The organism is Natronobacterium haloterrestre (genome assembly GCF_900112205.1).
Lineage (GTDB): Archaea > Halobacteriota > Halobacteria > Halobacteriales > Natrialbaceae > Natronobacterium > Natronobacterium haloterrestre.
Genome location: NZ_FOKW01000003.1, coordinates 65,565 through 87,923, shown reverse-complemented (window position 1 = coordinate 87,923; position 22,359 = coordinate 65,565). Strand labels below are relative to the sequence as shown.

Sequence of the window (22,359 nt, the reverse complement as noted above, 5' to 3'; positions counted from 1 at the left end):
GCACACCGATGTCCCCACCAACGGACGATCGGACGGAGACGAGTGAAACGCGAGCGCGTTCACGCCGAGCGTTTATGCGCTCGGCGGTCGCGACCGGCGGAACCGTCGCTCTCGCGGCGTGTCTCGAGAACGGCTCCTCGCTCGAGGTCCCCGACGGCGTCCCCGAGCCGCTCTCGCTTCCCGAGCGACAGCACGCGTGGAACGACGTGCTGGAGACGGATCGGGACGGGAACGTCGAGCCGCCGTCCCATCACGTGTTCCTCAACCTCTCGCTGTCCAGCGATCCGGATTCCGCCGCCCGGGAAAGCGTCACTGCTGCGTTACAGGGGGTCGAACGGGCCATCGAGTGGAGCAGTTCCGGCCTCCTCTTTACGCTCGGATATACGCCGGCGTATTTCGACCGGTTCGACGCGACGCTCGACGAGGCTGTCGATCTTCCGGCGCCGGACCCGATCGTCACGCTCTCCGCCGAGAGCGACGTGACGGTGGACACGACCGATGCGCTGTTACACCTCGGAAGCGACGAGCCTGCCGTGGTACTCGCGGTCGAGGAGGCCCTGTTCGGGGACCGGACGGAACTCAACGGACACTCGCTGTCGGCGTCTCTCGAGAGTGTTTTCGAGCGGACTGACCGTCGAACGGGGTTCGTCGGACGGGGGCTTCCGGCCGAACGACAGAGCGGCCTCGACGGGATGCCCGAGAGCGAACCGGTACCCGAGGAAGCCCCGTTCTTCATGGGATTCCGGTCCGGCTTTCGCGAGAGTCAGGCCACCGAAGACCGGGTAACGATCCAGGAGGGGCCGTTCGCCGACGGATCGATTCAGCATTTCGAGACGCTCGAGCTCGAACTCGACGCGTGGTTCGAGGAGAGCGACCACGAGCAACGCGTGGCGCAACTGTTCAGCCCCGAGCACGCAGAGCGAAACGCAGTCGGCGAGTACGGTGAGCGACTCGGGAGTTCGACCGGGGTCGAATCCGTCGTCGACGACATTCACGAGCACGCCCGCGAGCGCAACACCGTCGGCCACGCCCAAAAGCTCGCCCGGGAACGGGAAAACGGGGAGCCGGTGTTGCTCCGACGGGACGTGAATACGACCGACGGAAATCGCTGCGGTGTCCACTTCGTCTCCCTCCAGCGGACCATGTCCGAGTTCAGGCGCGTCCGGGAAGCGATGCTCGGCGAGGAGTTCCGACAGCATGGACTCGGCCCACGCCAGAGCAACGGAATTCTCCGGTACCTCCGGCTCCGGCACTGGGGGAGTTATCTCGTCCCGCCGCGGACACATCGGGCGCTACCGAGACCCGATCCCGAACGGTAAGCGGGACGTCAGTTCCGATACTCGGCGGTCAAACGGCTCATTTCAGCGAGCCACTCACCCGCTGGTAGGCCGACTTCGCCAGTTGCATCTCCAGACCCGAGGACTCGACCACGTAGTAGGGCCGTAACTCGCCGTTGAACTTCCCTTTGTACTCACAGAGCCGTTCCGTGTTCGCGCCGACGAGGTCGTACCCCTCGACCGACTCGAGGTCCGGATCGGTAACGACGTCCTCGAGGATCCGCCGGTGCAGGAGGTTGTTGACGCTGACGTGCTCGTAGGATGCGGTCACTCCGCCCTGCCAGTAGTAGGCCAGGTCGTTGGAAAACAGCGTGAGGATGCCGCTCTTGTACTCCCCGTCGGGCGTCCGGGCGACGTAGGTTCGCCACCTGTCGTCGTCGAGGGTCACGAGCAAGTCACGGAGGAACTGCGGAGTCATCGGCGCTTCGTCGTCGTACTCCGCGTACTGGTCGACGACGTCGTCGTAGATCCGCAGGGCGGCGTCGATCCCCTCCATCTCGATCGTCAGATCGACGTCGTCGTAGCGGCGCATCTCGTTTCGCAGGCTCTTGCTGAAGCCGGCCATCGCGTCCTCGAGGTCGCTACAGCCCTCGAGGTCGACGACGTAGGTGAACTGCGGCTCGACCGAAAGGTCGTTCCAGCCGTACGGGCGCGGGTCGTCGTAGCCGACGGGACAGGTCATCCGGAACAGCGTCGAGCGCCGGTCTGCCTCGACGTCCTCGAGGACCCCTTCCGCCAGTTCGGCGTTGATCCGCTCCCACTTGCGTCGCTTCGGACTGTTGGGGTCGATGATCGGCCCGAGCCGCGGCACGCCCATCGAGACCGGCGGCGAGAAGACGGTTCGACCGACGGCGTTTTCGTCGACGAAGACGGGGAGGAGGCCGACGGCTTGCTGACCCTTGAACGCGCCGTAGAGACGCAGTTCGGCGTCGGTGTGGGCGTCGAGCACGGCCAGCGCGTCCGGGTCGTGGAAGACTTCGAACCCCGACCTGGGAAGCGCGTCGTCCCACCGCTCGAGGTCCAGTCGTTCGATGTCCATGTAGGTCGTCGTACTGCGAGTGTTCGTTTTGTTATCGCGTCGCTACCGGCGATAACCCGCCGGTTTCCACCTCGTCGGCCGAAAGTAGGTGAGAGATCCGGTTACGCCTCGGTCGCTCGAGATCGAGACGGGACCGGGATCAGGAACGGGAACGGGAACAGGACTGGGGTCAGGAACGGGAACGGGAACAGGGACGGGACCGGACGAGCGTCGCCAGGATCCGCCGCCAGTCGTCGCCGGCCTGCTCGTACGAGAACGAGGATCGCACCGCGGTCGCGTTCGCCCCCAGGTCGGCCCGCTCGTCGGGCTCGGCCAGACAGCGAGCCATCGCCGCTGCGAAACTCCGAGGGTCGCGATCCGGAACGACGACGCCGTTGTCGCCGTCGCTGACGACGTCGGGAACCGAGCCGACCGGCGGCACTACCGGCGGCAGTCCCGACGCCATCGCCTCGAGCATCACGAGCGGCAGGGCGTCTCGCCGCGAGGTCAGGACGAAGGTCGCGGACCGCCGGTAGTAGGGACGGGGGTCGTCGACCCAGCCGGGGAGGTCGACCCGGTCGCCCAATCCGTGGGTCTCGAGGGTCGCGGCGACGTCGTCCCGGAGCGGGCCGTCGCCGACCATGACGGCCCGGAACTCGCCCGTCGAGTCCCGCCTCTCGAGCGCGACGAGGGACTCGACGAACCGCATGGGGGCTTTCTCGTCGCTGAAGCGGCCGACCCAGACGAAGTCGTAGTCGTAGTCGTAGTCGTGGTCGTGGTCGTGGTCGTCCCCGGCGTCCCCAGTCCCGCGATCGTCCGGTCGGTACCGTTCGACGTCGATCGCGTTCGCCAGGATCTCGATCCGCTCGCGGGGGACGCCACAGTCCTCGAGGGCGTCGGCGTGTGACGGACCGGGCACGGAGACCGCATCGAAGCGCCCGAACGCCCACCGCGGTACCGCGCCGTACCACTGCCGGGCGTGGTGGTCCAGGTCGATCCCGATGATCCCCAGCGAGGCCGGATAGCCGTAGATGGCCTTCAGGGCGAGCGCGTAGAGCCCGTAGGGGAACAGCGAGATCGAGGCGACCGCGTCGTACTCGGTTCGGTACCCCTCGAGCAGCGCCACGAAAAACAGGAGGACGAGCCGCAGCGGCCGCGGGCCGACGTCGGGCACCTCGCGGTATTTCGCAGGCTCCACGTCGTGGCGCGGATTCAGGCAGACGAGCGTCGTCTCCCCGGCGACCTCGGCCAGCGGGCCGTAGTGGCGCTCGTTCTTGTGACCGAGTCCGGAGACGACGAGGACCCGCGCCTCCTCGGGTGCCGGATCGGCGTCGTCGACGGAACCCGCGAGATCCGAGCCGAACGGGTCCGGCGGGGTCCGGCCGGAGCGGTCGTCGCTCGAGCAGTCGTTCGCTTCCGGATCCGGCCTCGACCCCGCCTCCGGGAGTGTGTCGGCCGGATCTCCTTCCGTGGCGGGGCGGCTCATGTCTCGGGCGTCGGTGCGGCTTCCCGTCGGTCAGTCTCTCGATCGGCTCCGGACGGTTCGGCCTCGAAGGGACCTTCCGGACTCCGGCCCCGCCGGGCACAGGCCAGCAGGAACTCCGACATCGCGTACGACATCCAGCCCTGACACCACCGCATCAGCGTGACCCGCTTCGTGTGGTGGCGGTACTTCCGGTAGTAGAACCGGCCCTGCTCGCCCTCCACCTGGAGGTTCGCGAGGGTCCACCGGAGGATACGCTCGGCGAGTTCGAGGTCACCTTCCCGGGCGAAGACCAGCATTCCCTGGGTACTGGCGTGGATGTCGCGCGGAAAGGCGCTTTCCTCGTCGAAGTTCGGCGCGCCGTCGAGTGCGAACAGTTCGGTCCGGTAGAACTCGAGCGCGTCCTCGAGGGTGTCCTCGTACCGGTCGTCGCCGACGATGTCGCGGTACCGCTGGAAGGCCTCGACGACGAACCCGTTGTGGTGGTTGTCCATCGAGAGGTGGGAGGCGTCGGCCGGGAGCCGGTAGGGCCAGCCGCCGCGGTCGGTCTGGCAGGCCGCGACGTGGTCGAGGATCTTCGTCGCCCGCTCGCGGAGGTCGTCGTGGCCGAAGTAGTCGTAGAGGTCGACGAGCATCGACGCCCCGAGCGCCGCGGAGTTGATCGTGTAGGAGTCGTCGGGGTGGTTCATGTGGTAGTCGATCTTCGCCCCCTCCTCGACCTCGCGGTAGTTCAGGTCCTCGACGAGGAAGTCAGTCGCCGTTCGCGCGAGTTCGGCGTATGAGGCGTACTTCTCTCGGGTCTCGGGGTCGAGGTCGACGTCTTCTCGCTCCGCGAACCGCGCGACCTCGAGCAGCGCCCGGACCGCGTAGGTGGTCGACACGATGTCGGGATCGCTCGGGACGCCCTTCGTGTGGAGGTGCTGGATCGGATGGCGGTGGCCCCCACAGAAGCCGCTGTAGTCGGTGATGCGTTCCTCGACCAGCCAGTCCGCGAGCCGATCGGCCTCGAGCAGCGGGTCGAACGCGGCAAGCGAGGGAGCCGTCTCGGTGCCGTCACCGACCAGGTCGTAGTAGTTCAGGTTCGCCATCGTAAACAGCGCGGCCCCCTTGTAGTTGCGCCGTTCCTCGACGCGAAAGAGTGGTCTGACGTCGACGGGCGCGCGTTTGACCGTCTCCTGGACGGCCAGGTTGAGCCACCGGTTGTCGATCGGCAGCGCCTGCAACAGCCGGCTACTGAGCCCGTCGCCGTAGTCCGGGCCGACGTAATTCCGGCGGCGAGCGTACGCGAGCGTCGAATCGAGTACTGAAAGGTATCGCTCGCGTCGATCTCCGCCGACGTCGACGTGGCCCTCGTTCTCGAGTCGGTACGCACCCGCCGGTCGCGTCTCGCCGTCCATGTCGCTACTACCCTGAGACTGCATCTACGGACACCTGGCAACGTATTCCTATTATTATACGCTCGCTACCGCCGGTCCGCCCTCGAACCGCGACGGACAGGAGGGGACTGTCCCGCCGTCGGGCGGTCGTTACGGTCGGTACGAGCCTGATAACAAACCCCCTCGGCCGCTCACCGTTCGGTCAGGAGACGATACCGTCAGCATGAGATACCTGTTCTTTACGAATACGCCGGCGCACGTCCACCTGTACAAGCACGCGATCGGGCGGCTCGCGGCTCGCGGGGACGACGTCCTGGTCCTCGCGCGGGATTACACCTGTACGGTCGACTTGCTCGAGTGGTACGACCTGCCCTACGAGGTCTACGGCTCGTGTGACACCTCGAAGGGGTCGCTGTTGAGTCGTTTACCGGCCCACTACGCCCGGGCGATCCGCCTCGCCAGGCGGTACGACCCCGACCTGATCTTCGGGATGGGCGGGTACGCCGCCCACACCGGGGCCGTCGTTCGGACGCCGACGGTGTTGCTCATCGACTCCGAGCCGGCGTCGTTCGACCACACGATCTCGACGCCGTTCGCCCGAGCGATCCTCACGCCCAACACCTTCCGCAAGAACCTCGGCGAACACCACTACGTCTTCCCCGGGTTCAAGGAGTGTGCGTACCTCCACCCCGACACGTACGAGCCGAACCCCGAGGTCCGGGGGGAACTGGGACTCGAGTCCGACGAGCGGTTCGCCCTTCTCAGACTCAACGCCTTCGGCTCCCAGCACGACGTCGGCAAGCACGGCCTGACCGGCGCGGACCGCCGCCGGATCGTCGAGCGCCTCGCCGAGGACGTCACCGTCCTCGTCTCCGACGAGAGCGGCGAGGCCGACCTCGAGGGGCTGCCGGCCCGCCGGTTCGACCTCCACCCGGCGCTGATGCACGACGCGCTCGCGGAAGCGAGCCTGCTCGTGGCCGACACCCAGACGATGGTGACCGAGGCCGCCCTGCTCGGGACGCCCGCGATCCGCTCGAACTCCTTCGTGGGCGACGACGACATGGGCAACTTCGTCGCGCTGGAGAACCAGGGACTGATCCACAACGTCGCCGAGGCCGACGCCATCCTCGAGCGCGTCGAGGAGTTGCTGGCCGACGACACCGTCGAGGATACCTGGCAACGCCGCCGCGACGAGTTCCTCGCGGGGACGGCGAACCTCACGGAGATCATCGTCGACGTGGCGAACGTCCGCGGCCGAGTCGAGGAGGTAGAGTCCGTTCGTCAGTTCGGACGGCGGCCGGACCACGAGCCGGCACAGTCGGTCGGCATCGGCGGCGACTGACCGGGGACCGGTTCGCCGCGAGCCTCGAAAGCGAGAGTGAAATCGAGACCGGGAGCGAGGGACTACGACCGCTCGTCGAGAAATTCCAGGACGGCTCGAGTCGTTTCCTCGCGAGCGTCGCGGACGACCGTATGTCCCGCCCCGTCGACGTGACGGAGACGGCCGTTCGGGAGGCGGGCACAGCGGGCTCGGTCACGCTCCCGCTGTCGTTCGTCGCCGTCCGCACGGAGGACCAGCGTCGGGGCAGCGATCTCCGGATAGATTTCCTCGGGATCGGCGAACCCGTGACGGGTGACCGCGGCGGCGTGCGGATGGACCCGCTGGCGGGCACGTGCGAGCGTTCGCGCGAGTCGTTCGTTGCCCGCTGATACGTGGTCCTGGAGACCCTCCTCGACGGAGAGCAACTCCTCGACCGAAAGCCCGTGCCACTCCTCGATCCGCTCGCGAGTGCGACGCTCGCGCCCCGCCGGATCCGGCTCGAGATCGAGCAGGCCGGCGGGATCGATCGCCACGATCGCGTGCGGTCGCTCGGGCCGGCGAGCCCCAGCCGCCATGACCGTGTTCCCGCCGGTCGAGTGACCCAGGAGGACCGGCGACTCGAGGCCGAGTTCCTCGAGGAGCCCGAGGAGGTCGTCGACCCTGTCACCGACGGAATATCCCGTCGGCGGCGCGTCCGATAGGCCGTGACCGCGGACGTCGTAGGCGACGACGTCGTACTCGGCGGCGAGGGTCGAAATCAGTGGCAGCCGACTCGGCGCGTCGTCGTAGAAGCCGTGTGCGACGACGAGCGGGCGGCCCGTCCCGCCCGTTCGGAGGTAGCGAAGCCGGACGCCGTTTACCCTGACCTCGTCGTCCACCCAGTTCTCCGGCAACCGTTCGTTCACAGTGAGTTCGACACTCGACCGCGCGGAATATAGCTTCTCCTCGGCCTCGTTCGCGTTCGACCGGAGGCCCGCTACGCCCGGTACCGTGACACCGCCTCGTCGAGGTCCTCGCGGTAGCGGGCGGCGAGTTCGCGGACGACGAGCCGATCGCGGGGATCGACGCCTAACAGGTGCAACGTCGCCACGTAGGCGAAGAGCCCGACGACCATCCCTCCCGCAACGGCGGGCACTCCGTCCGCCGCCGACCGCACGCCGAGCATCGCCCCGGCCATGACGACGCCGCCCCCCAGCGGCTTGAGGTACGTGGCGTCGAACGGCCACAGCCCCTCGAACCGGCGGAGCAGCAGGACCTGCAGCGAGTTCTGGACGGCGATCGCGAGCGAGGTGCCGAGCGCCGCGCCGACGAGTCCGAACGCCGAAACGAACGCGTAGGTCAGCGTGACGTTCAACGCCGCGAGCAGCCAGTCGAGGGCCATCCGGGCGTACTGGTGGTCCGTCATCATCAGGAGCCAGCCCGTCGCTCCGACGGCGCTGCCGACGAACACGCCGCCGAGGTAGACGACCAGCGGGAGGTATCCCCGGGCGTAGGTCGCCCCGAACAGCGCCAGCAGTTCCCGGCCGAACACGGCCTGGATCGCCAGGACCGGAACGACGGCGGTGACGATGAGGCGGGTCACCGACGAGTAGACGGCGTTGAGCGTCTCCATCCTGTCGCTCGAGTGGAGGTCGGAGGCGACCGGGGGCAACAGCTGATTGAACGAGAGCAGGGGGATCCACGCGATCGAGATCAACACGAGGACGACGTTGTAGACCCCCGCAGCCGTCGCCGAGAGCAGCGCGCCGACGAGCAGGATGTCGACGCGGTTCTGGAACACCTTCCCGAGGCTGCTCATCGCCACCGGCGCGGCGTGATCGTAGAACCGGCGGACCTCGGCCCGTGAGCCCCCGAGCCGCGGCCGAATGCCGGTCGCGCTCGTCGTCGCCGGAAACCCGACGATCACGAGGGCGGCGGCACACGCGACGAACGCGCCGGCGACGCCGACGACGGAGTAGCCGAGCGCGAGCGCGACGAGCGCGCCGACCAGCCGTACGGCGGGCCGGAGGAGTTTGTTGAAGATCACCTCACCGCGCGCCGAGCCGACGGCGCGAAAGAGTGCGGCGTAGATCATCAGGACGCCGAGCAACAGGACGAGAACGCCGAACAGCCGCATCGCCGGCGGGAACGACGGGTGGTCGACCGTGGCCGCGTCGATCCGCGGCGCGAGGACCCACACCGCCGCGGCGATGGCCAGGCCAAAGCCCGTCGTGGTGGCGTAGGCCAGTCCTGCGACCCGCGACCGCCGCGCGGGATCGTCCTCGAACGCGGGTACGTACCGCTGGAGGGTCGGGACGCTCCCGAACGTGACCAGCCGAACGAGCAACTGCGCGATCCGCCAGGCGAGCGCGTACACGCCGTACGCGACGGGGCCGAGCCCCCGCGCGAGGACGAACTCCGTCCCGGCGACCAGCCCGCGCTGGACGGAGACGCCGCCCGAGGTGACGACCGCGCCGTGGGCGATCGTCAGCAGGGCATCGCGCTCGTCGGGGGTGACGTCACCGTCCGCGCGCGGCCCGGTATCCGGCTCGGTACCCGGCTCTGCCCCGTCCTGCTCCCTTTCTCTCGACTCCTCGCGTAACTCGCTGCTCACGACCGGTACCTACCCACCGGGAATCCTCTCCGGAAGTTAAAATTCTCGATAAGTGAGAGACAGGGTGGGTCGGGAGTCCGGATGGCCGACCCGATCCAGTCTACTCCGATCCCGATCGGAGCCGATATCTCGCCGCCAGCGCGACGGTCAACAGCATGACCGCGCCGGCGGCCGCGCCGAGTTCGAACCCGGGGATAGCCGAAGCGTAGCCACCGTCCGTGGCCGGGGCCTCTCCGGTCTCCGCGACCGTCAGTCCCTCGAGCGAGGAAACCTCCGCGGTGTAGCGGTAGGTCGTTCCCGTCTCCGCGGTCAGAGCGGTGTCGGCCTCGCTCCAGCCGTCGCCGTCAGCCTCGTAGAGCGCCACGCGGTCGGGATCGAGCCCCCGTTCCTCGAGCGCGTCGGCCTGGACGCTGACGGTGACCGTCGCCGTCAGGTTCACGTTCCCGCTCGCGGATCCGGCGAGCGAGCCAAGGGACTCGCGGTCTGGCGGCGACGCCGGGAGGTCGTCGGGTTCGCGGCTCTCGAAGGTAACCGTTCCGTCGCCCTCGAGGCCGGTCACGTCGACGTGATCGAACCTGACGGCGTCGCCCGTTCCGTTGGTCGGCTGGAGGCGAACGACGTCGTCCGGCGACGCGCCCTCGATCGCGGCGCTGATCCCGTCGTCGGTGCGGTCGTAGCTCACCGACGGGTCGTCGCAGGTCCCCGTTCGGATCGTCACCGGCTCCTCGAGCGAGGAGAAGGCCGCGCGTTCGGGGTCGTCGGCGTCGCCGGAGAGGACGTGCCACTCCTCGATCTCGCCGTCCTCGTGCCAGTCGGGGCTGTAGAGGTCCTCGTTCTCGTAGTACTCCGCGTCCTCGTTGAACGCCGGGTGGATCGTGACGGCGAAGGGCTCGTTCAACCCGCCCTGGATCGCGCCGCCGGCGGTTCGGCTCTCCGTCCAGATCCAGGAGGCGCCGGCCCAGCCGTCGCCGCGGTCGAACTCGTCCATGTTCGACTCGCCATCGTAATCGTCGTTCTTGACGACCCACTCGGACTCGTGGGGGAGACCCACGATGTCGAACGTCGCGACGCCGCCCGTCGTGTTGCCGTCGACGCGGTCGTGGACCATAACGAGACTGATCCCGTCGGTTCCCTCGTGGAGAAAGAGGATGCTCGCGTTGTTCTCCTGAAGGTGTTCCGTGCCGTAGGAGCTGTACATCCGGTCGACTCCTTCGGGGTGGGTCTCGTGGTTCCGATAGTCGTAGAACGACTCGACTGACTCGGCGGTCGATAGGGGTTCGATCTGCCGGCAGGCGTCGCCCTGTTCGACGACGTAGGAGTCGGCCGACAGCTGGGCCGACGGGCCGCTCCCGGTGACGGCGCCGTCCGTACCTGCTCCCGATCCGCTCTGGGTCGTCGCGATCGCGATTCCAGTCGCGCCGACGGTCCCGAACACGACGAGCGCGACGACGGCGACGACCGTCGCGGGTTTCGCTGGACTCACGATTCACCCCTCGCGGTCGGCGAGTCGGTGCCGGCGGTTCCCGACTCGGCCGGGTCGGCGGCGTCCGTGACTCCGCCGGGGTCGGTTTCTCGAGCGGGGCGTTTTTTCCCGTCCGAGTCCGCCGTCGACCCTGTCACCGGCGTCACGCCCGGGTCGTCCCGGGCATCCAACTCGGCGTCGGCTTCGACTCGCTCCTCGAGGTGCTGGCAGAACGCGCCCGGGGAGCCGATCCACGCCCCCATTTCGGCCGCCCGTTCGACGAGCCACCGGTAGAGGCGTCGATGGCCGGGGAACTCCCGCTCGTTGAAATAGCGCGGGTGCCAGAGGACGGTCATCACGGCGTCGTTTCTCGCGGCGTCGAGCAACAGGCGTTCGCAAGTGCGCCGCGCGGCCTCGAACTCGGTCCCGGGATCCGGCAGCGCCTGGTCCATGATCGTCAGCGGGAACACGAGGAAGTCGCTCCCGTCGTCCTCGAACGGCCGAATCGGGCGATACCCGTAGTGGAACCCACACTCAGCCGCCGAGCCGAGGCTCGCGTCGTACTCGAGGCCGATCGAACGGTGGTGGTCCCACGTGTCGGGCACTGCCAGGCGGAGGTGGTGCTGTCGGCCGCCCGCGACCGGTTTCCCGAGGACGCGCTCGAGGGATCGCTTCTCCTCGCGAAGCCGGTCTCGGTCGTCGCGGGTGTGATACGACCCGTGCAGGCCGACCTCCCAGCCGCCGTCGTCGAGCGCGCGTATCGTCTCGGCTACCTCGTCGGCGGTGACGTCGTACCGGCCGAGATGCTGTACCCAGTTCGACGGGGAGAACCACTCCCGGACGGGCCGATCGGCCAGCAGGTGCTGTTCGTTGAGGAAGTAAAACGCCGATCGAACCCCCAGATCGGCCTCGAGTTCCATGATCGACTCGAACTGCCAGTAGGGGTTCGATCCCGGCAGTAGCGTCCGGAGGTGGTAGCCGGGCCGTTCCTGGGTCGCGTAGTACAACCCGCGGAGCCCCTTGTAGGGGCGATCCACGTCGTGGGTGAGACAGAGCGCGAACTCGGCGTCGTCGGGGAGGGCGTCGGGTTCGAGGCGACGACTGCGATCCGTCCTCATGGTCGTCCCCCCGTTCCGGTTTCGGTTCCGTTTCCGGTTCCGTTTCCGTTCCTGTTTCCGGAATCGGTTCCGGTTCCATCGCTATCGACTCGAGCGCGCGCGAACGGGTCCGAGCGGCGACTCGTCGACGATCGGCCGCGATCGGCACGAACGACGCCGATCCACGGCGGCGGGGACGGGCGGTACCTGTTCGCAATCGGTTCGGTCATCTCGTCCGTACACTCTCCGCGATCGATACGATAGTAAATGAGGCCGTACTCCCGGACCGGGCTGACGGACACGTTCGAGCGGGGGTTACGGCCCGCCTACCGCGGTTTCGTCCGAGCGGCGTCGACGCGACCGTGTTCGACGCGTCCGTCGACCCCTCGAGCGTGACGCCACGGCGAATGGGAGCGTACTCCCTACTCGAGCCCGTACCCCCACCCGATGCCCGAAACCCACGACGTTCCCGTCTCCGACGGCGAGTCGGTTCTCGCGGTCCACCACCGACCCGACTCGAGCGCGACTGCGAGCGAACGGGCCGATCACGGGGCGAACGATGCCTGGTTCGTCTGCTGCCACGGCTTCCTCAGCGACAAGTCCGGGAGCTACGAGCGCCGCTGTCGACGCGTCGCCGCCGAGGGGTACGAGGCCGTCCGGTTCGACTTCCGCGGCTGTGGCGACGCCGACGGTTCTTTCGCCGACGCGACGCTCGGCAACCGCATCGCCGACCTCGAGGCCGTCCTCGAGTACTTCGATCCTCCGTCGACCGTCCTCTTCGGCTCGAGTTTCGGCGGCAAGGTCGCCTTCCACGCCGCACTTGACCGAGAGGACGTCGCGGCGATCGTCGCCCGAGCGCCCGTGACTTACGCGCGGGCGTTCGACGACTATCGGGCCACGGTCGAACGGGAGGGCGAGTGCCGATTCGACGAGGGTCGGTCCGTGGACGGGCGGTTCTTCGAGGACCTCGACGCGTACGCGTTCGAGGACGTTACGGACGCCCTTTCGGTGCCGGTCCTGATCGTCCACGGCCGCGAGGACACGTCGGTAGCCATCGAGGACAGTTTCGAGGCTGCCCGCCACCTCGAGACGGACGTCCTCCTCCGGGCGGTTCCGGGCGAAGGACACCGCTTCTCGAGCGTCGCCGAGGATCGACTGCTCGAGTCGACGGTCGACTGGCTGGCCCGGCTGGACGTGTGAAGGTGAAAACCGGCACGAACGACCGGTTGTGTCGGGCGTTTTCTCGGTCAGAAAAACCGGACCGTTTTTGATACTACTGCCGGAACGACCGGGTACCAGTGAGTGAGGAGTCGGATCTGTCGACGGTGCTCGCCGTTCTCGACGACGAGTACGCCCGGGAGATCCTCACCCATACGAGCGTCGAACCCATGTCTGCCAGTACCCTGAGCGAACGGTGTGACGCGTCCCTGCCGACGATCTATCGCCGCCTCGATCGCCTCGAGGAGTGTCGGCTCGTCACCGAAGAGACGGAGCTCGCCCCCGACGGGAACCACTACAGCGTCTACAGCGCGAACCTCGAGCGACTCGAGTTGACGCTGGAGGACGGGGCCTTCGACCTCGAACTATCCTACCGTGAGGAAGACGTCGCGGACAGGTTCACCCGAATGTGGGAGGGGATACGATGATCGGGGCCGGAATCAGTATCCGTACCGGGCTCGAACCGGGGGCCGTGACGGGTCCCGGATCCAGCGCGGACGTCGTCAGGATCGACGAGGCGACGATGTTCGAGCTCCTGACCGTCGCGAGCCTCTTTCTCGTCGCCTTGATCGGGACGGTCATCGCCTACCAGGCGTATCGGGGGTACCGCCGCAACGATGCGCCGTCGATGTTGTACCTCGCGATCGGCCTGCTGTTGCTCACCCTCTGTCCGTTCCTCGTGAACGTGACGATCAACACGTTCACCGACGCACAGCAGGTCGCCACCGTCTTCTTCGAGAACGTGAGCCGACTGCTCGGGCTCGTGGCGATCACCTATTCGCTGTACGGGCGACATTGACCCGGGCGCCGAGTCTCGACGCTTCCGACGTTCGATTTCGCCAGAGACGTGACAGTGAGAGAAACCGGTCCAGACGCAGGCGAATCGGGGCCGACTGCGCCGGTTCGGTCGGGCCGAAGCGGAGCGGACCACAGGGCGGACGAAAGGGGGCGAGGGGACCGAACGACGGACGCGAGGTCAACTGGCGGGGCAGAGGTGGCGGGCTCCCGCGTGCGGACCGTCGCTCGATCCGGCGGTCGGGAAGCGGGGGATCACGTGGTGTGAGGGAACCGGACCTGTGATCTCCCCAGCCTTTCCTTTACCGGGGGTACTAATAGAGTCGGGAGGGCGTTTTCTGGGTCGGAAAACGCCGCCGGCGAGCAGTGACAAGAATCGATCGATCCCGTACGTTCTTCTTCGATCGGCCGCTCGAACGGGTATGCAGGTGTATCTCGTCGGCACCGACTCCGTACACGCTACGGCAGCGGTCTGTGATTACCTCGAGCGACGGGGAGCCGGTGACGGCAAGGAAATCGAGGTTATCGTCGTCGCGGCGTCCGGCGATGAGGGCGGCCACAGGGTCGGCGACGGGGAGGAACCGAGTGAACGCGACGCCCGCGAGGCGCTAAACGTCGCTCGTGTCAGGCTGCCGTTCGTCGACCCGCTTCGGACGGAGTATCGCGACGCTGCCCTCGCCCCCGCACTCGCCGAGGTCGCCGCCGAGCACGAAGTCGACGAAGTAATCGTGGGGCGGACGACCGCCTCCAGCGAAGCCGAAGCGAACGGCGACGGTTCGACCGGCGCGGGATCGGTCGTGGACAGCGTTCTCGAGGGGACGTCCCGGCCGGTCGTCGTCGTTCCCGTGCCCGATGCAACGGCGGAATCGGAGGCGAATTCGGAGTCGGAGTCGGAGTCGGAGACGGAGACGGAATGAACCCCTCAGTCGTCGCTGGGCACCGAGTCCGGCCGATAGTCGCGACTGATCGCCTTCCACCGGCCGGTCCAGAACCGGTAGTAGTTGATGGCTGCGGGAACGGCGGTCTCGGCGAGGAAGGCCAGATAGAGCCCGAGCAGACCGATCGCCGGCAGGGAAACCGCGGGGGTCGTTGCCTCGAGTCCCGGGATCGGGACAGTCCAGGACGGGATCTCGAGGCCGACGGCTCCGAGATACGTTAGCGGGATCGCGAGCCCGAACATCCCGAGCAACTGGCTGTAGAAGGGCCACCGCGTATCGCCGCTCGCCCTGAGGGCTCCGGCCGCGCCCGTCGAGACTCCCTTCAGGACGACTGCCACGCAGGCGACCTGAACGAGCGTCACCGCGGTACCGACGGCCAGTTCGGCCGGTTCGTTCGTGAACGCGAGGACGATCGGCTCCGCGAAGGCGAAGACGAGTACCGCCCCGACGGCGTAGACGGCCGTCGAGAACAGGACGATCTCCCGACCGAACCGTTCGGCCCGTAGCTCGTCGCCGTCGCCGAGTTCCTGTCCGACGAGGCTCGAGGCCGCGAGTCCGAACCCCCAGCCCGGCGTGTTCATCAGCCCCAGGATGCGACGGGCGATGACGTAGGCCGAGACGGTCCGCTGGCCGAACAGATCGACGATGCCGAGCAGCGGGAACTCGGCGGCCGTCCAGACGAGTTTCGACCCGAGCACGGGGAGCCCGATGGTCGTCAGATCGCGGATCGTCGACTCGTGGACGTAGCTCCCGGTCGGGTCGACGCTGATCGGGAACTCCCCGGCACCCGGCAGCCGGCCCGCGATCAGTCCCCCGGCAAACGTCGCCGTGACGGCGACGTTCGCGAGCACGGTCCCGATCGCCGCACCGGTGACGCCAAGCCCCAGACCGAAGATCAACACGGCGTTGAGGACGATGTTGGCCACCGCGCCGCCCGCGCGGACGACCATCGGCGTCCAGGCATCGTCCATCCCGACGAACGTCCGACTGCCGATGAGGTTGAGCCCCGCGAAGGGGACGCCGAGGCCGACGATCCGGAGGTAGGTCGCTCCCAGTTCGATCGCCTCTGCGTCGGAGCTGAGAAGCGAGATCAGTTCCGTCGGGACGAGCCAGAACGCCGCCGTGATCGGGACCGTGATCATCACGACCAGCAGGGCGCTCGAGCGGACGGCCTGCTCGAGTTGCTCGTACGTCTCCGCGCCGTAGCGCTGGGAGACGAGCGCGATCGTTCCGCCGGCGACGCCGCCGCCGAAGGCGAACGCCAGGCCCCAGAACGGCGAGGCGAACCCGACGCCGGCGATGGCCGCCGATCCGACGCCGACGCCGACCATCGCGACGTCGACGGCGTTTTTCGACATCCGGGCGAGCCCGGTTACGATCCGCGGCCAGGCGAGGTCCGTGGTTCGGCGCGCTCGCTCGACCTCGATCAGGCCGAGCTTGGCGAGCGCGAGCCCGATCCAGAGGATCGCGAGCCGGAACGGGTTGGGAACGGTACGAACCACGGGAACCGACTCGGGCTAATCAACACCGGATAAAAGACCTTCCCGACCCGGCAGACGGAGCCGGTTTCGAATCGATACACTATCTCACGGGTCGCGGTCTCACCCGCTACTCGACGACCAGCACCGGCCGCGAGGCTGACTCGGCGACCTGATCCGAGACGCTCTTCCGGAGGAACCGCTCCAGGCCGCGGTTCCGGCCCATGACGATCAGATCGACGTCCGCCTCGTCGGCGTACTCGAGGATGGCCCGGTGGCGAAGTCCGTGCTGGACCGTGGTCCGGACGTCCTCGACGCCCGCCGCTTCGGCCCGGCTGGCGACGTGTCCGACCGCCTCCTCGCCGATCGGCTCGAGGTCGTCGAAGTCGATCCCCGGCGCGACCTGCGCGGAGTTGATGACGTACAGTGCGTGCAGGGTGGCGTCGTGGGCGACCGCGAGGCCGACGGCTTCCTCGATCGCTCGCTCGGTGTTGTCCCGCCCGTCTGTCGGGACCAGGATGTCGTCGTACATCGTGGGCGAACCCTTCAATGGGTGTGCTGAAGACGGTTTCCCGTGACCCGCTATCCCTTCCGCTCCGAGCGCTTCGCGTCCGGGAACGGGCCCTCGAGGTCACCGGGGCCGTCGTAGCGGTCGCGGACGCGCTCGATACACCGCTCGAGATGGGGGTTCGAGACGGTCCAGTCGCCGTTGCCGGGGACCGTGGGCGTGCCGGCCCGGAACCCCTGGACCTCCGACAGGATCGGTCCGTGAACGAACGAGCCGAACGCGTCGGAGACGCTGATAACTCGTTCGCCGTCGACGCCGCCGATCGGCTCCGCAATCGTTCCGGGGAGGCCGGACTCGTCCCACCAGAACGCCGCGAGGATTACCTCGTCGACCGACCCCTCGATCCGGACGGTCTCGCAGTCGAGGAACGTCACCTCGAGGTCGGCCTCGGCGTCGACCTCGACCGTCGCTTCGCCGTCGTTCCCCGCCTCGAGTTCGGATTCGTCCGAACCCGCGGTGCTCGAGTTCGCTTTCCTCTCCCCTCTGGAGTCATCGGCGGGGGACGACCGATCGCTCGCGGTCGCGTTCGGCTCCCCGTTCCGGACGGTGTCGTCGGCCCGCTCGAGTGAAAGCGACGGCGGAACGGGCACCCACGAACCGAGGTCGAACCCGGCGACCCCGTCCCCGAAGATTCCGGAACCGAACGCGTCGAGGACCGGCAGGGGAACCCGGTTCGCTGGCCGTTCCCTCGTACGCCGCTCGAGGTGTGGCATACTCCGGCCTTTTCCGACCGGACCAATCAATCATTTTTCACCTGTTCGGGACAGTCATCGACGCCGGAACCCGCCGAGGAGGACGACGGCGTCCGCGGATTGCGGGGGTTTTTATCCGGCGACTGCAAAGCCAGCTATCATGACTGAGGCGGGCCAGACCGGACTTGCGGAGTTCTCGTCCCCACCCGAGTCCGAAGACCGGCCGGAGGAAGAGGCGGTCGCCGTCGCCGGGGACGGCGGCGGCGCGGCCGACGTGATCGACGTCGTCGAAGAAACGCTGCCCGAACCCGACGGCGAACTCGACCTCGCCGTGATGCAGGTCGACTACACGGTCGCGGGCTACGGCGACGAGGAACGACCGATCGTACACGTCTTCGGACGGACGCCCGACGGCGAACTGGAACACGTCCAGGTCGTCGGCTTCCGGCCGTACTTCTACGCGCCGACGGACAGCCTCGAGCGGCCGCCCGAGGAGGAGTACGACCGGCTGACGGGCAGCGAGGAGGAGGACGACGACGGCGAGCCCTACGAGAGCATCCGCGGGGAGCGACTGACCAAGATCTTCGGTCAGACCCCCCGTGACGTCGGGAAGGTCCGCGACGAGTTCGAACACTACGAGGCCGACATCCTGTTCCCCAACCGGTTCCTGATCGACAAGGACATCCGGAGCGGGCTGCGGGTGCCCGAGCGCCGCGCGGAGGACGGCTCGCTCGTGGTCCCCCACGAGGAGGTCGAACCGGCGAACGTCGACGCCGATCCCCGAATCTGTACGTTCGACATCGAGGTCGACGACCGCTCGGGGTTCCCCGAGGACGGCGAGGAGCCGATCGTCTGTCTCACGAGCCACGATTCCTACCGCGACGAGTACGTCATGTGGCTCTACGAGGCCCCGATCGGCGACGGCGAGATCCCGGCCAAAATCGAGGAGTACGACCCGATCGAGGGCGAGATCGATCACGAGGTCCGGGCCTTCGGGGAGGAGGAGGCGATGCTCGAGGCGTTCGTCGACTACGTCGAGGAGACCGATCCCGACGTCCTCACCGGCTGGAACTTCGAGGACTTCGACGCGCCGTACTTCCTCGACCGCCTCGAGGAACTCCAGGGGCCCCACGACTACGACCTCGAGATCGATCGGCTCTCGCGGGTCGACGAGGTCTGGCGCAGCAACTGGGGCGGTCCCGACATCAAGGGTCGGGTCGTCTTCGACCTCCTCTATGGCTACCAGCGGATGGTTTTCTCCGAACTCGACTCCTACCGGCTCGACGCCGTCGGCGAGGAGGAACTCGGCGTCGGCAAGGAGCGGTACGCCGGCGACATCGGCGACCTCTGGGAGGACGACCCGACCCAGTTGCTCGAGTACAACCTCCGGGACGTCGAACTCTGCGTCGAACTCGACCGCCAGCAGGAGATCATCCCGTTCTGGGACGAGGTGCGGTCGTTCGTCGGCTGTAAGCTGGAGGACGCCCCGACGCCGGGCGACGCGGTCGACATGTACGTCCTCCACCAGGCGTACGGCCGGTTCGCGCTCCCCTCCAAGGGCCAACAGGAGGGCGGCGAGGAGTACGAGGGCGGTGCCGTCTTCGAGCCGATCACGGGCGTCAAGGAGAACGTCACCGTGCTCGACCTGAAGTCGCTGTATCCGATGTGTATGGTGACGATCAACGCCTCGCCCGAGACGAAGGTCGACCCCGACGAGTACGACGGCGAGACCTACGAGGCGCCGACGGGGACCCACTTCCGGAAGGAACCCGACGGCGTCAACCGCGAGATGATCGAGGAACTGCTCGCCGAGCGCGAGGAGAAGAAGTCGCTGCGCGACGAACACGAGCCCGGATCGCCCGAGTACGAACAGTACGACCGCCAGCAGGGCGCGGTGAAGGTCATCATGAACTCGCTGTACGGCGTCTCCGGCTGGGAGCAGTTCCGGCTCTACGACAAGGAGGCCGCCTCGGCGATCACCGCGACCGGCCGCGAGGTGATCGAGTTCACCGAAACCGCCGCCAACGAACTCGACTACGAGGTCGCGTACGGCGACACCGACAGCGTCATGCTCGAACTCGGCCCCGACGTCTCGAAGGACGAGGCCATAGAGCAGTCCTTCGAGATCGAGGAGTACATCAACGACCGCTACGAGGACTTCGCGCGCGAGGACCTGAACGCCGACCAGCATCGCTTCCAGATCGAGTTCGAGAAGCTCTACCGGCGGTTCTTCCAGGCGGGCAAGAAGAAACGCTACGCCGGACACATCACCTGGAAGGAAGGCAAGGACGTCGACACGATAGACATCGTCGGCTTCGAGTACCAGCGCTCGGACATCGCCCCGATCACCAAGGAAGTCCAGCACCAGGTCATCGAGACGATCGTCAAGGAGGGCGACGTCGAAGGGGCAAAGGAGTACGTCAACGGCGTCATCGAGGACGTCCTGGCCGGCGACGTGAGCCTCGAGGACATCGCCATCCCTGGCGGGATCGGCAAGCGACTCGACAACTACGATACCGACACCGCACAGGTCCGCGGCGCGAAGTACGCCAACCTCCTGCTGGATACCAACTTCCAGCGCGGCAGCAAGCCAAAGCGGCTCTATCTCGAGCGCGTCGACCCCGCCTTCTTCCGGCGGATGGAGGACGAGGAAGGGTTCGATCCGCAGCGCGATCCGCTCTACGGCGCGTTCAAGCGCGACCCCGACGTGATCTGCTTCGAGTACGAGGACCAGATCCCCGAGGAGTTCGAGGTCGACTACGACAAGATGCTCGAGAAGACCCTGAAGGGGCCGATCGAGCGCATCCTCGAGGCGCTGGACGTCTCCTGGGAGGAAGTGAAGTCGGGCCAGGAACAGACCGGGCTGGATAGTTTCATGTGAGCCCGGGTCGGCTACGCCCGGTTAGTCGACGGGGGACGGAGGCTCCTGCGACGATCCCCGATCGTCGAACGGTCCCCGGTCCCGACGGTTCACGGGTGGCTCGGTGCCCGCGCTCTCGGTGTCGGCGTCGGCATCGCCGTCCTCGTTCCCGGTGACGACCTCGAACCGGGCACCGCCGCCGTCGCTCTCGAGCGGTTCGATCGACCAGCCGTGAGCGTCCGCGACGCTCGAGACGATGGCCAGTCCGAGCCCCGTTCCGACCTCGCTGGTCGAGTATCCTTCCTCGAAGACCGCTCCGCGTTCGGACTCGGGGATCCCGGGGCCGTCGTCCGCGACGTAGAATCCCCCGTCCTCGAGGTCGCCCACGTGGACGGTGACGTCGTCCGGGCCGTGGTCGATCGCGTTCCGGAACAGGTTCTCCAGCAGTTGACGGAGACGGCTCCGGTCGGCGCGAACCGTCCGGTCGGTCTCGACGACGAGCGAGGCGTCTTTCGTCGCGGTCCCGTTCCAGGCGTCGGTGGCGACGGCCCGCAAGTCGACGGGCTCGCGGTCGGTCGGCTCGCTTTCCTGGCGGACGAGCGTTCGGACGTCGTCGACGATCTCGTCCATCCGGTCGAGCGACTCCTCGATCGCTGCCAGCCGTTCCGGATCCGGCGGTCGATCCTCGTCCATGGTCTCGACGTACCCGCGGGCGACGGTAAGCGGGTTCCGGAGGTCGTGTGAGAGGATGCTCGCGAACCGGTCCAGCCGCTCGTTTTGCCGCTCGAATCGGTCGGTCTGGGTCTCGAGTTGTTCGGTGCGGCGCTCGAGTTCGCGCTGCCGTTGGCGTTGCTCGGTAACGTCACGAAAGAGGACGACGTGGCCGGCGTGGCGACCGTCCCGAACCGCGATCGGCGAAACGTCGACGGTGAAGTGTCGCGCGCCGTCTCCGATCGATACCGTCACCTCGTCGTGGACCGGTTCCTCCCGTGCGAGGCGCTCGGCGAGGTCAGGGGGCGAGTTCGGCAACGACCCGGCGTCCGACCCGACGAGGTCGACCCGGGAGCGACCGAACACCGACACTGCAGTCTCGTTGACGTCGACCACGCGGCCTTCGGCGTCGACCACGACGACGCCGTGCTCGATCTCGTCGACGACGGTGCTCCTGGCGATCGGCCCCAGGTCGAGCAACTGGAACCAGAACAGCGACGCGTAGAACGCGATCCCCGTTACGACGAGGCCGACGCCGGTGAGATCCACCACTGTCGTTCCTCGAAGGTACAGCGCGTTCAGTACCCACGGAACGAGCATCCCCGTCACGAGCGTTGCACACTGGCGACGATACACCCGGCCCTGCGTCCTGAGCATTTCGAGCAGGTACAGCGCGAGCGCTGTCCCGAGCAGCGTGTAGGAGTAGGCGGCGTTGAGGTAGAAGGCGGGGCCGAACTCGAACTCGGCGACGGCTAACCCGTCGACGACGACGAGTTCCACGCTCGTCCTGATCAGATCGTGAGTCGCCGTGTGGTCGGTCCAGACGAGGCCGAGCGTCACGAGAAACGGCGCGCCGAGCGCCGCGGCCGTACGCGTCGTGACCTGCTCGTCGCGATTCGTATACTCGAGGGTAAAGAGCAGCGTGGAGAGGACAAGCAACGTCGACCCGACGAACCGGACGTTGTGCAGGAGGAATTTCGCGGCGAGATCGGTACGCGCAAGCCGTAGCGCGTCGGCCCCTGCCCAGATCCCGGCACCCAGCAACACGCCGACGACGAGCGGGACCGCTCGTTCGTCCCGTTGTCGATTACGGACCGCGAGCACGCAAAGGATCACAGCGAGGGTCGCGGCGACGAAAAGCGGGAGAAAGCGAGCGGTAAATTGCCACCCCATCGGATGGGATCCCATATTCCATTCCGTTTGATAAGTCTTCGCATGATTTATCAGGGACTCGACGACGGGAAGAGAGTCGAGAGGACGCCCTGCGCCGCTGTAGTCCCGAGAGATCCGGCGATCGAAATCGAAACCGACGTACGAACGGTTTTTATATCGTTGGCCGTTCGGGTTCTCGAATCCCGTCCGACAAGTACTACGAATAAAAGTGGAGTTACGCATTCAAAAAATTATTTTGC

The 22,359-nt window shown here is 67.3% G+C and carries 18 protein-coding genes; 7 read left to right on the top strand and 11 right to left on the bottom strand.

Features of this window, described 5'->3' with window-relative positions; all coding sequences use genetic code 11:
- Positions 1-8: 8 nt before the first annotated feature.
- The gene (locus tag BM113_RS07040) at positions 9-1,319 is read left to right on the top strand and encodes a DUF7405 family protein (protein WP_089786592.1); all 1,311 of its coding nucleotides are present in this window, start codon (positions 9-11) and stop codon (positions 1,317-1,319) included.
- A gap of 37 nt (positions 1,320-1,356) precedes the next feature.
- On the opposite strand, the gene BM113_RS07035 is transcribed toward BM113_RS07040, so the two are convergent.
- The 3 genes from BM113_RS07035 to BM113_RS07025 form a co-directional block, all read right to left on the bottom strand.
- Positions 1,357-2,376: a GNAT family N-acetyltransferase gene (locus BM113_RS07035; RefSeq protein ID WP_089786590.1), complete on the bottom strand. Its 1,020-nt coding sequence runs from the start codon at positions 2,374-2,376 to the stop codon at positions 1,357-1,359.
- Positions 2,377-2,545: 169 nt separating this feature from the next.
- Positions 2,546-3,841, bottom strand: a complete 1,296-nt coding sequence (locus BM113_RS07030; protein WP_089786589.1) for a glycosyltransferase — start codon at positions 3,839-3,841, stop codon at positions 2,546-2,548.
- The gene (locus BM113_RS07025) at positions 3,838-5,259 is read right to left on the bottom strand and encodes a prenyltransferase/squalene oxidase repeat-containing protein (protein WP_089786587.1); all 1,422 of its coding nucleotides are present in this window, start codon (positions 5,257-5,259) and stop codon (positions 3,838-3,840) included. The genes BM113_RS07030 and BM113_RS07025 overlap by 4 nt, the downstream gene beginning before the upstream one ends.
- Positions 5,260-5,437: 178 nt before the next feature.
- Between BM113_RS07025 and BM113_RS07020 the strand changes: the two genes are divergently transcribed.
- A complete protein-coding gene (locus BM113_RS07020) occupies positions 5,438-6,556 on the top strand; it encodes a DUF354 domain-containing protein (RefSeq protein ID WP_089786586.1) in 1,119 nt (372 codons plus the stop codon).
- A 62-nt stretch (positions 6,557-6,618) separates the two neighbouring features.
- Here the strand turns inward: BM113_RS07020 and BM113_RS07015 are convergent, their stop codons facing one another.
- From BM113_RS07015 to BM113_RS07000, 4 genes are all read right to left on the bottom strand, one after another.
- Positions 6,619-7,440: an alpha/beta fold hydrolase gene (locus BM113_RS07015; protein ID WP_089786584.1), complete on the bottom strand. Its 822-nt coding sequence runs from the start codon at positions 7,438-7,440 to the stop codon at positions 6,619-6,621.
- A gap of 71 nt (positions 7,441-7,511) precedes the next feature.
- Positions 7,512-9,128: a lipopolysaccharide biosynthesis protein gene (locus BM113_RS07010; protein ID WP_089786582.1), complete on the bottom strand. Its 1,617-nt coding sequence runs from the start codon at positions 9,126-9,128 to the stop codon at positions 7,512-7,514.
- Positions 9,129-9,228: 100 nt separating this feature from the next.
- Positions 9,229-10,611 (bottom strand): hypothetical protein, encoded by a 1,383-nt coding sequence (locus tag BM113_RS07005; protein ID WP_089786581.1) that lies wholly within the window; start codon positions 10,609-10,611, stop codon positions 9,229-9,231.
- Positions 10,608-11,708 carry a polysaccharide deacetylase family protein gene (locus tag BM113_RS07000; protein WP_245757999.1) on the bottom strand — a complete coding sequence of 367 codons (1,101 nt, stop codon included), beginning with the start codon at positions 11,706-11,708 and terminating at the stop codon, positions 10,608-10,610. The genes BM113_RS07005 and BM113_RS07000 overlap by 4 nt, the downstream gene beginning before the upstream one ends.
- Before the next feature lie 426 nt (positions 11,709-12,134).
- Here BM113_RS07000 and BM113_RS06995 point away from each other — a divergent pair, with 426 nt between their 5' ends.
- The 4 genes from BM113_RS06995 (at position 12,135) to BM113_RS06980 (ending at position 14,617) form a co-directional block, all read left to right on the top strand.
- The gene (locus BM113_RS06995; protein WP_089786579.1) at positions 12,135-12,887 is read left to right on the top strand and encodes an alpha/beta hydrolase family protein; all 753 of its coding nucleotides are present in this window, start codon (positions 12,135-12,137) and stop codon (positions 12,885-12,887) included.
- 98 nt (positions 12,888-12,985) lie between these two features.
- Positions 12,986-13,333 carry an ArsR/SmtB family transcription factor gene (locus BM113_RS06990; RefSeq protein ID WP_007140920.1) on the top strand — a complete coding sequence of 116 codons (348 nt, stop codon included), beginning with the start codon at positions 12,986-12,988 and terminating at the stop codon, positions 13,331-13,333.
- 95 nt (positions 13,334-13,428) lie between these two features.
- The gene (locus tag BM113_RS06985) at positions 13,429-13,704 is read left to right on the top strand and encodes a DUF7521 family protein (protein ID WP_089787214.1); all 276 of its coding nucleotides are present in this window, start codon (positions 13,429-13,431) and stop codon (positions 13,702-13,704) included.
- A gap of 418 nt (positions 13,705-14,122) precedes the next feature.
- Positions 14,123-14,617, top strand: coding sequence for a universal stress protein (locus BM113_RS06980; RefSeq protein ID WP_089786578.1), 495 nt, complete (start codon positions 14,123-14,125; stop codon positions 14,615-14,617).
- Between the two features lie 5 nt (positions 14,618-14,622).
- Here the strand turns inward: BM113_RS06980 and BM113_RS06975 are convergent, their stop codons facing one another.
- From BM113_RS06975 to BM113_RS22615, 3 genes are all read right to left on the bottom strand, one after another.
- The gene (locus tag BM113_RS06975; protein ID WP_089786576.1) at positions 14,623-16,140 is read right to left on the bottom strand and encodes an MATE family efflux transporter; all 1,518 of its coding nucleotides are present in this window, start codon (positions 16,138-16,140) and stop codon (positions 14,623-14,625) included.
- A gap of 106 nt (positions 16,141-16,246) precedes the next feature.
- Entirely contained in the window at positions 16,247-16,648 is a 402-nt protein-coding gene (locus BM113_RS06970; RefSeq protein WP_089786575.1) for a universal stress protein, read from the bottom strand.
- 50 nt (positions 16,649-16,698) lie between these two features.
- Entirely contained in the window at positions 16,699-17,397 is a 699-nt protein-coding gene (locus tag BM113_RS22615; RefSeq protein WP_245757998.1) for a hypothetical protein, read from the bottom strand.
- 139 nt (positions 17,398-17,536) lie between these two features.
- Between BM113_RS22615 and BM113_RS06960 the strand changes: the two genes are divergently transcribed.
- Positions 17,537-20,257 (top strand): DNA-directed DNA polymerase, encoded by a 2,721-nt coding sequence (locus BM113_RS06960; protein WP_089786573.1) that lies wholly within the window; start codon positions 17,537-17,539, stop codon positions 20,255-20,257.
- A 21-nt stretch (positions 20,258-20,278) separates the two neighbouring features.
- On the opposite strand, the gene BM113_RS06955 is transcribed toward BM113_RS06960, so the two are convergent.
- Positions 20,279-22,120: a histidine kinase N-terminal 7TM domain-containing protein gene (locus BM113_RS06955; RefSeq protein WP_245757997.1), complete on the bottom strand. Its 1,842-nt coding sequence runs from the start codon at positions 22,118-22,120 to the stop codon at positions 20,279-20,281.
- Between the last annotated feature and the right edge of the window lie 239 nt (positions 22,121-22,359).

Excerpts from the sequence above, each read along its gene's own strand:
- BM113_RS07040 (WP_089786592.1), top strand. The coding sequence starts at position 9 with ATGTCCCCACCAACGGACGATCGGACGGAGACGAGTGAAACGCGAGCG.
- BM113_RS07035 (WP_089786590.1), bottom strand. The coding sequence starts at position 2,376 with ATGGACATCGAACGACTGGACCTCGAGCGGTGGGACGACGCGCTTCCC.
- BM113_RS07030 (WP_089786589.1), bottom strand. The coding sequence starts at position 3,841 with ATGAGCCGCCCCGCCACGGAAGGAGATCCGGCCGACACACTCCCGGAG.
- BM113_RS07025 (WP_089786587.1), bottom strand. The coding sequence starts at position 5,259 with ATGCAGTCTCAGGGTAGTAGCGACATGGACGGCGAGACGCGACCGGCG.
- BM113_RS07020 (WP_089786586.1), top strand. The coding sequence starts at position 5,438 with ATGAGATACCTGTTCTTTACGAATACGCCGGCGCACGTCCACCTGTAC.
- BM113_RS07000 (WP_245757999.1), bottom strand. The coding sequence starts at position 11,708 with ATGAGGACGGATCGCAGTCGTCGCCTCGAACCCGACGCCCTCCCCGAC.
- BM113_RS06995 (WP_089786579.1), top strand. The coding sequence starts at position 12,135 with ATGCCCGAAACCCACGACGTTCCCGTCTCCGACGGCGAGTCGGTTCTC.
- BM113_RS06985 (WP_089787214.1), top strand. The coding sequence starts at position 13,429 with ATGTTCGAGCTCCTGACCGTCGCGAGCCTCTTTCTCGTCGCCTTGATC.
- BM113_RS06980 (WP_089786578.1), top strand. The coding sequence starts at position 14,123 with ATGCAGGTGTATCTCGTCGGCACCGACTCCGTACACGCTACGGCAGCG.
- BM113_RS06970 (WP_089786575.1), bottom strand. The coding sequence starts at position 16,648 with ATGTACGACGACATCCTGGTCCCGACAGACGGGCGGGACAACACCGAG.
- BM113_RS22615 (WP_245757998.1), bottom strand. The coding sequence starts at position 17,397 with ATGCCACACCTCGAGCGGCGTACGAGGGAACGGCCAGCGAACCGGGTT.
- BM113_RS06960 (WP_089786573.1), top strand. The coding sequence starts at position 17,537 with ATGACTGAGGCGGGCCAGACCGGACTTGCGGAGTTCTCGTCCCCACCC.
- BM113_RS06955 (WP_245757997.1), bottom strand. The coding sequence starts at position 22,120 with ATGGGGTGGCAATTTACCGCTCGCTTTCTCCCGCTTTTCGTCGCCGCG.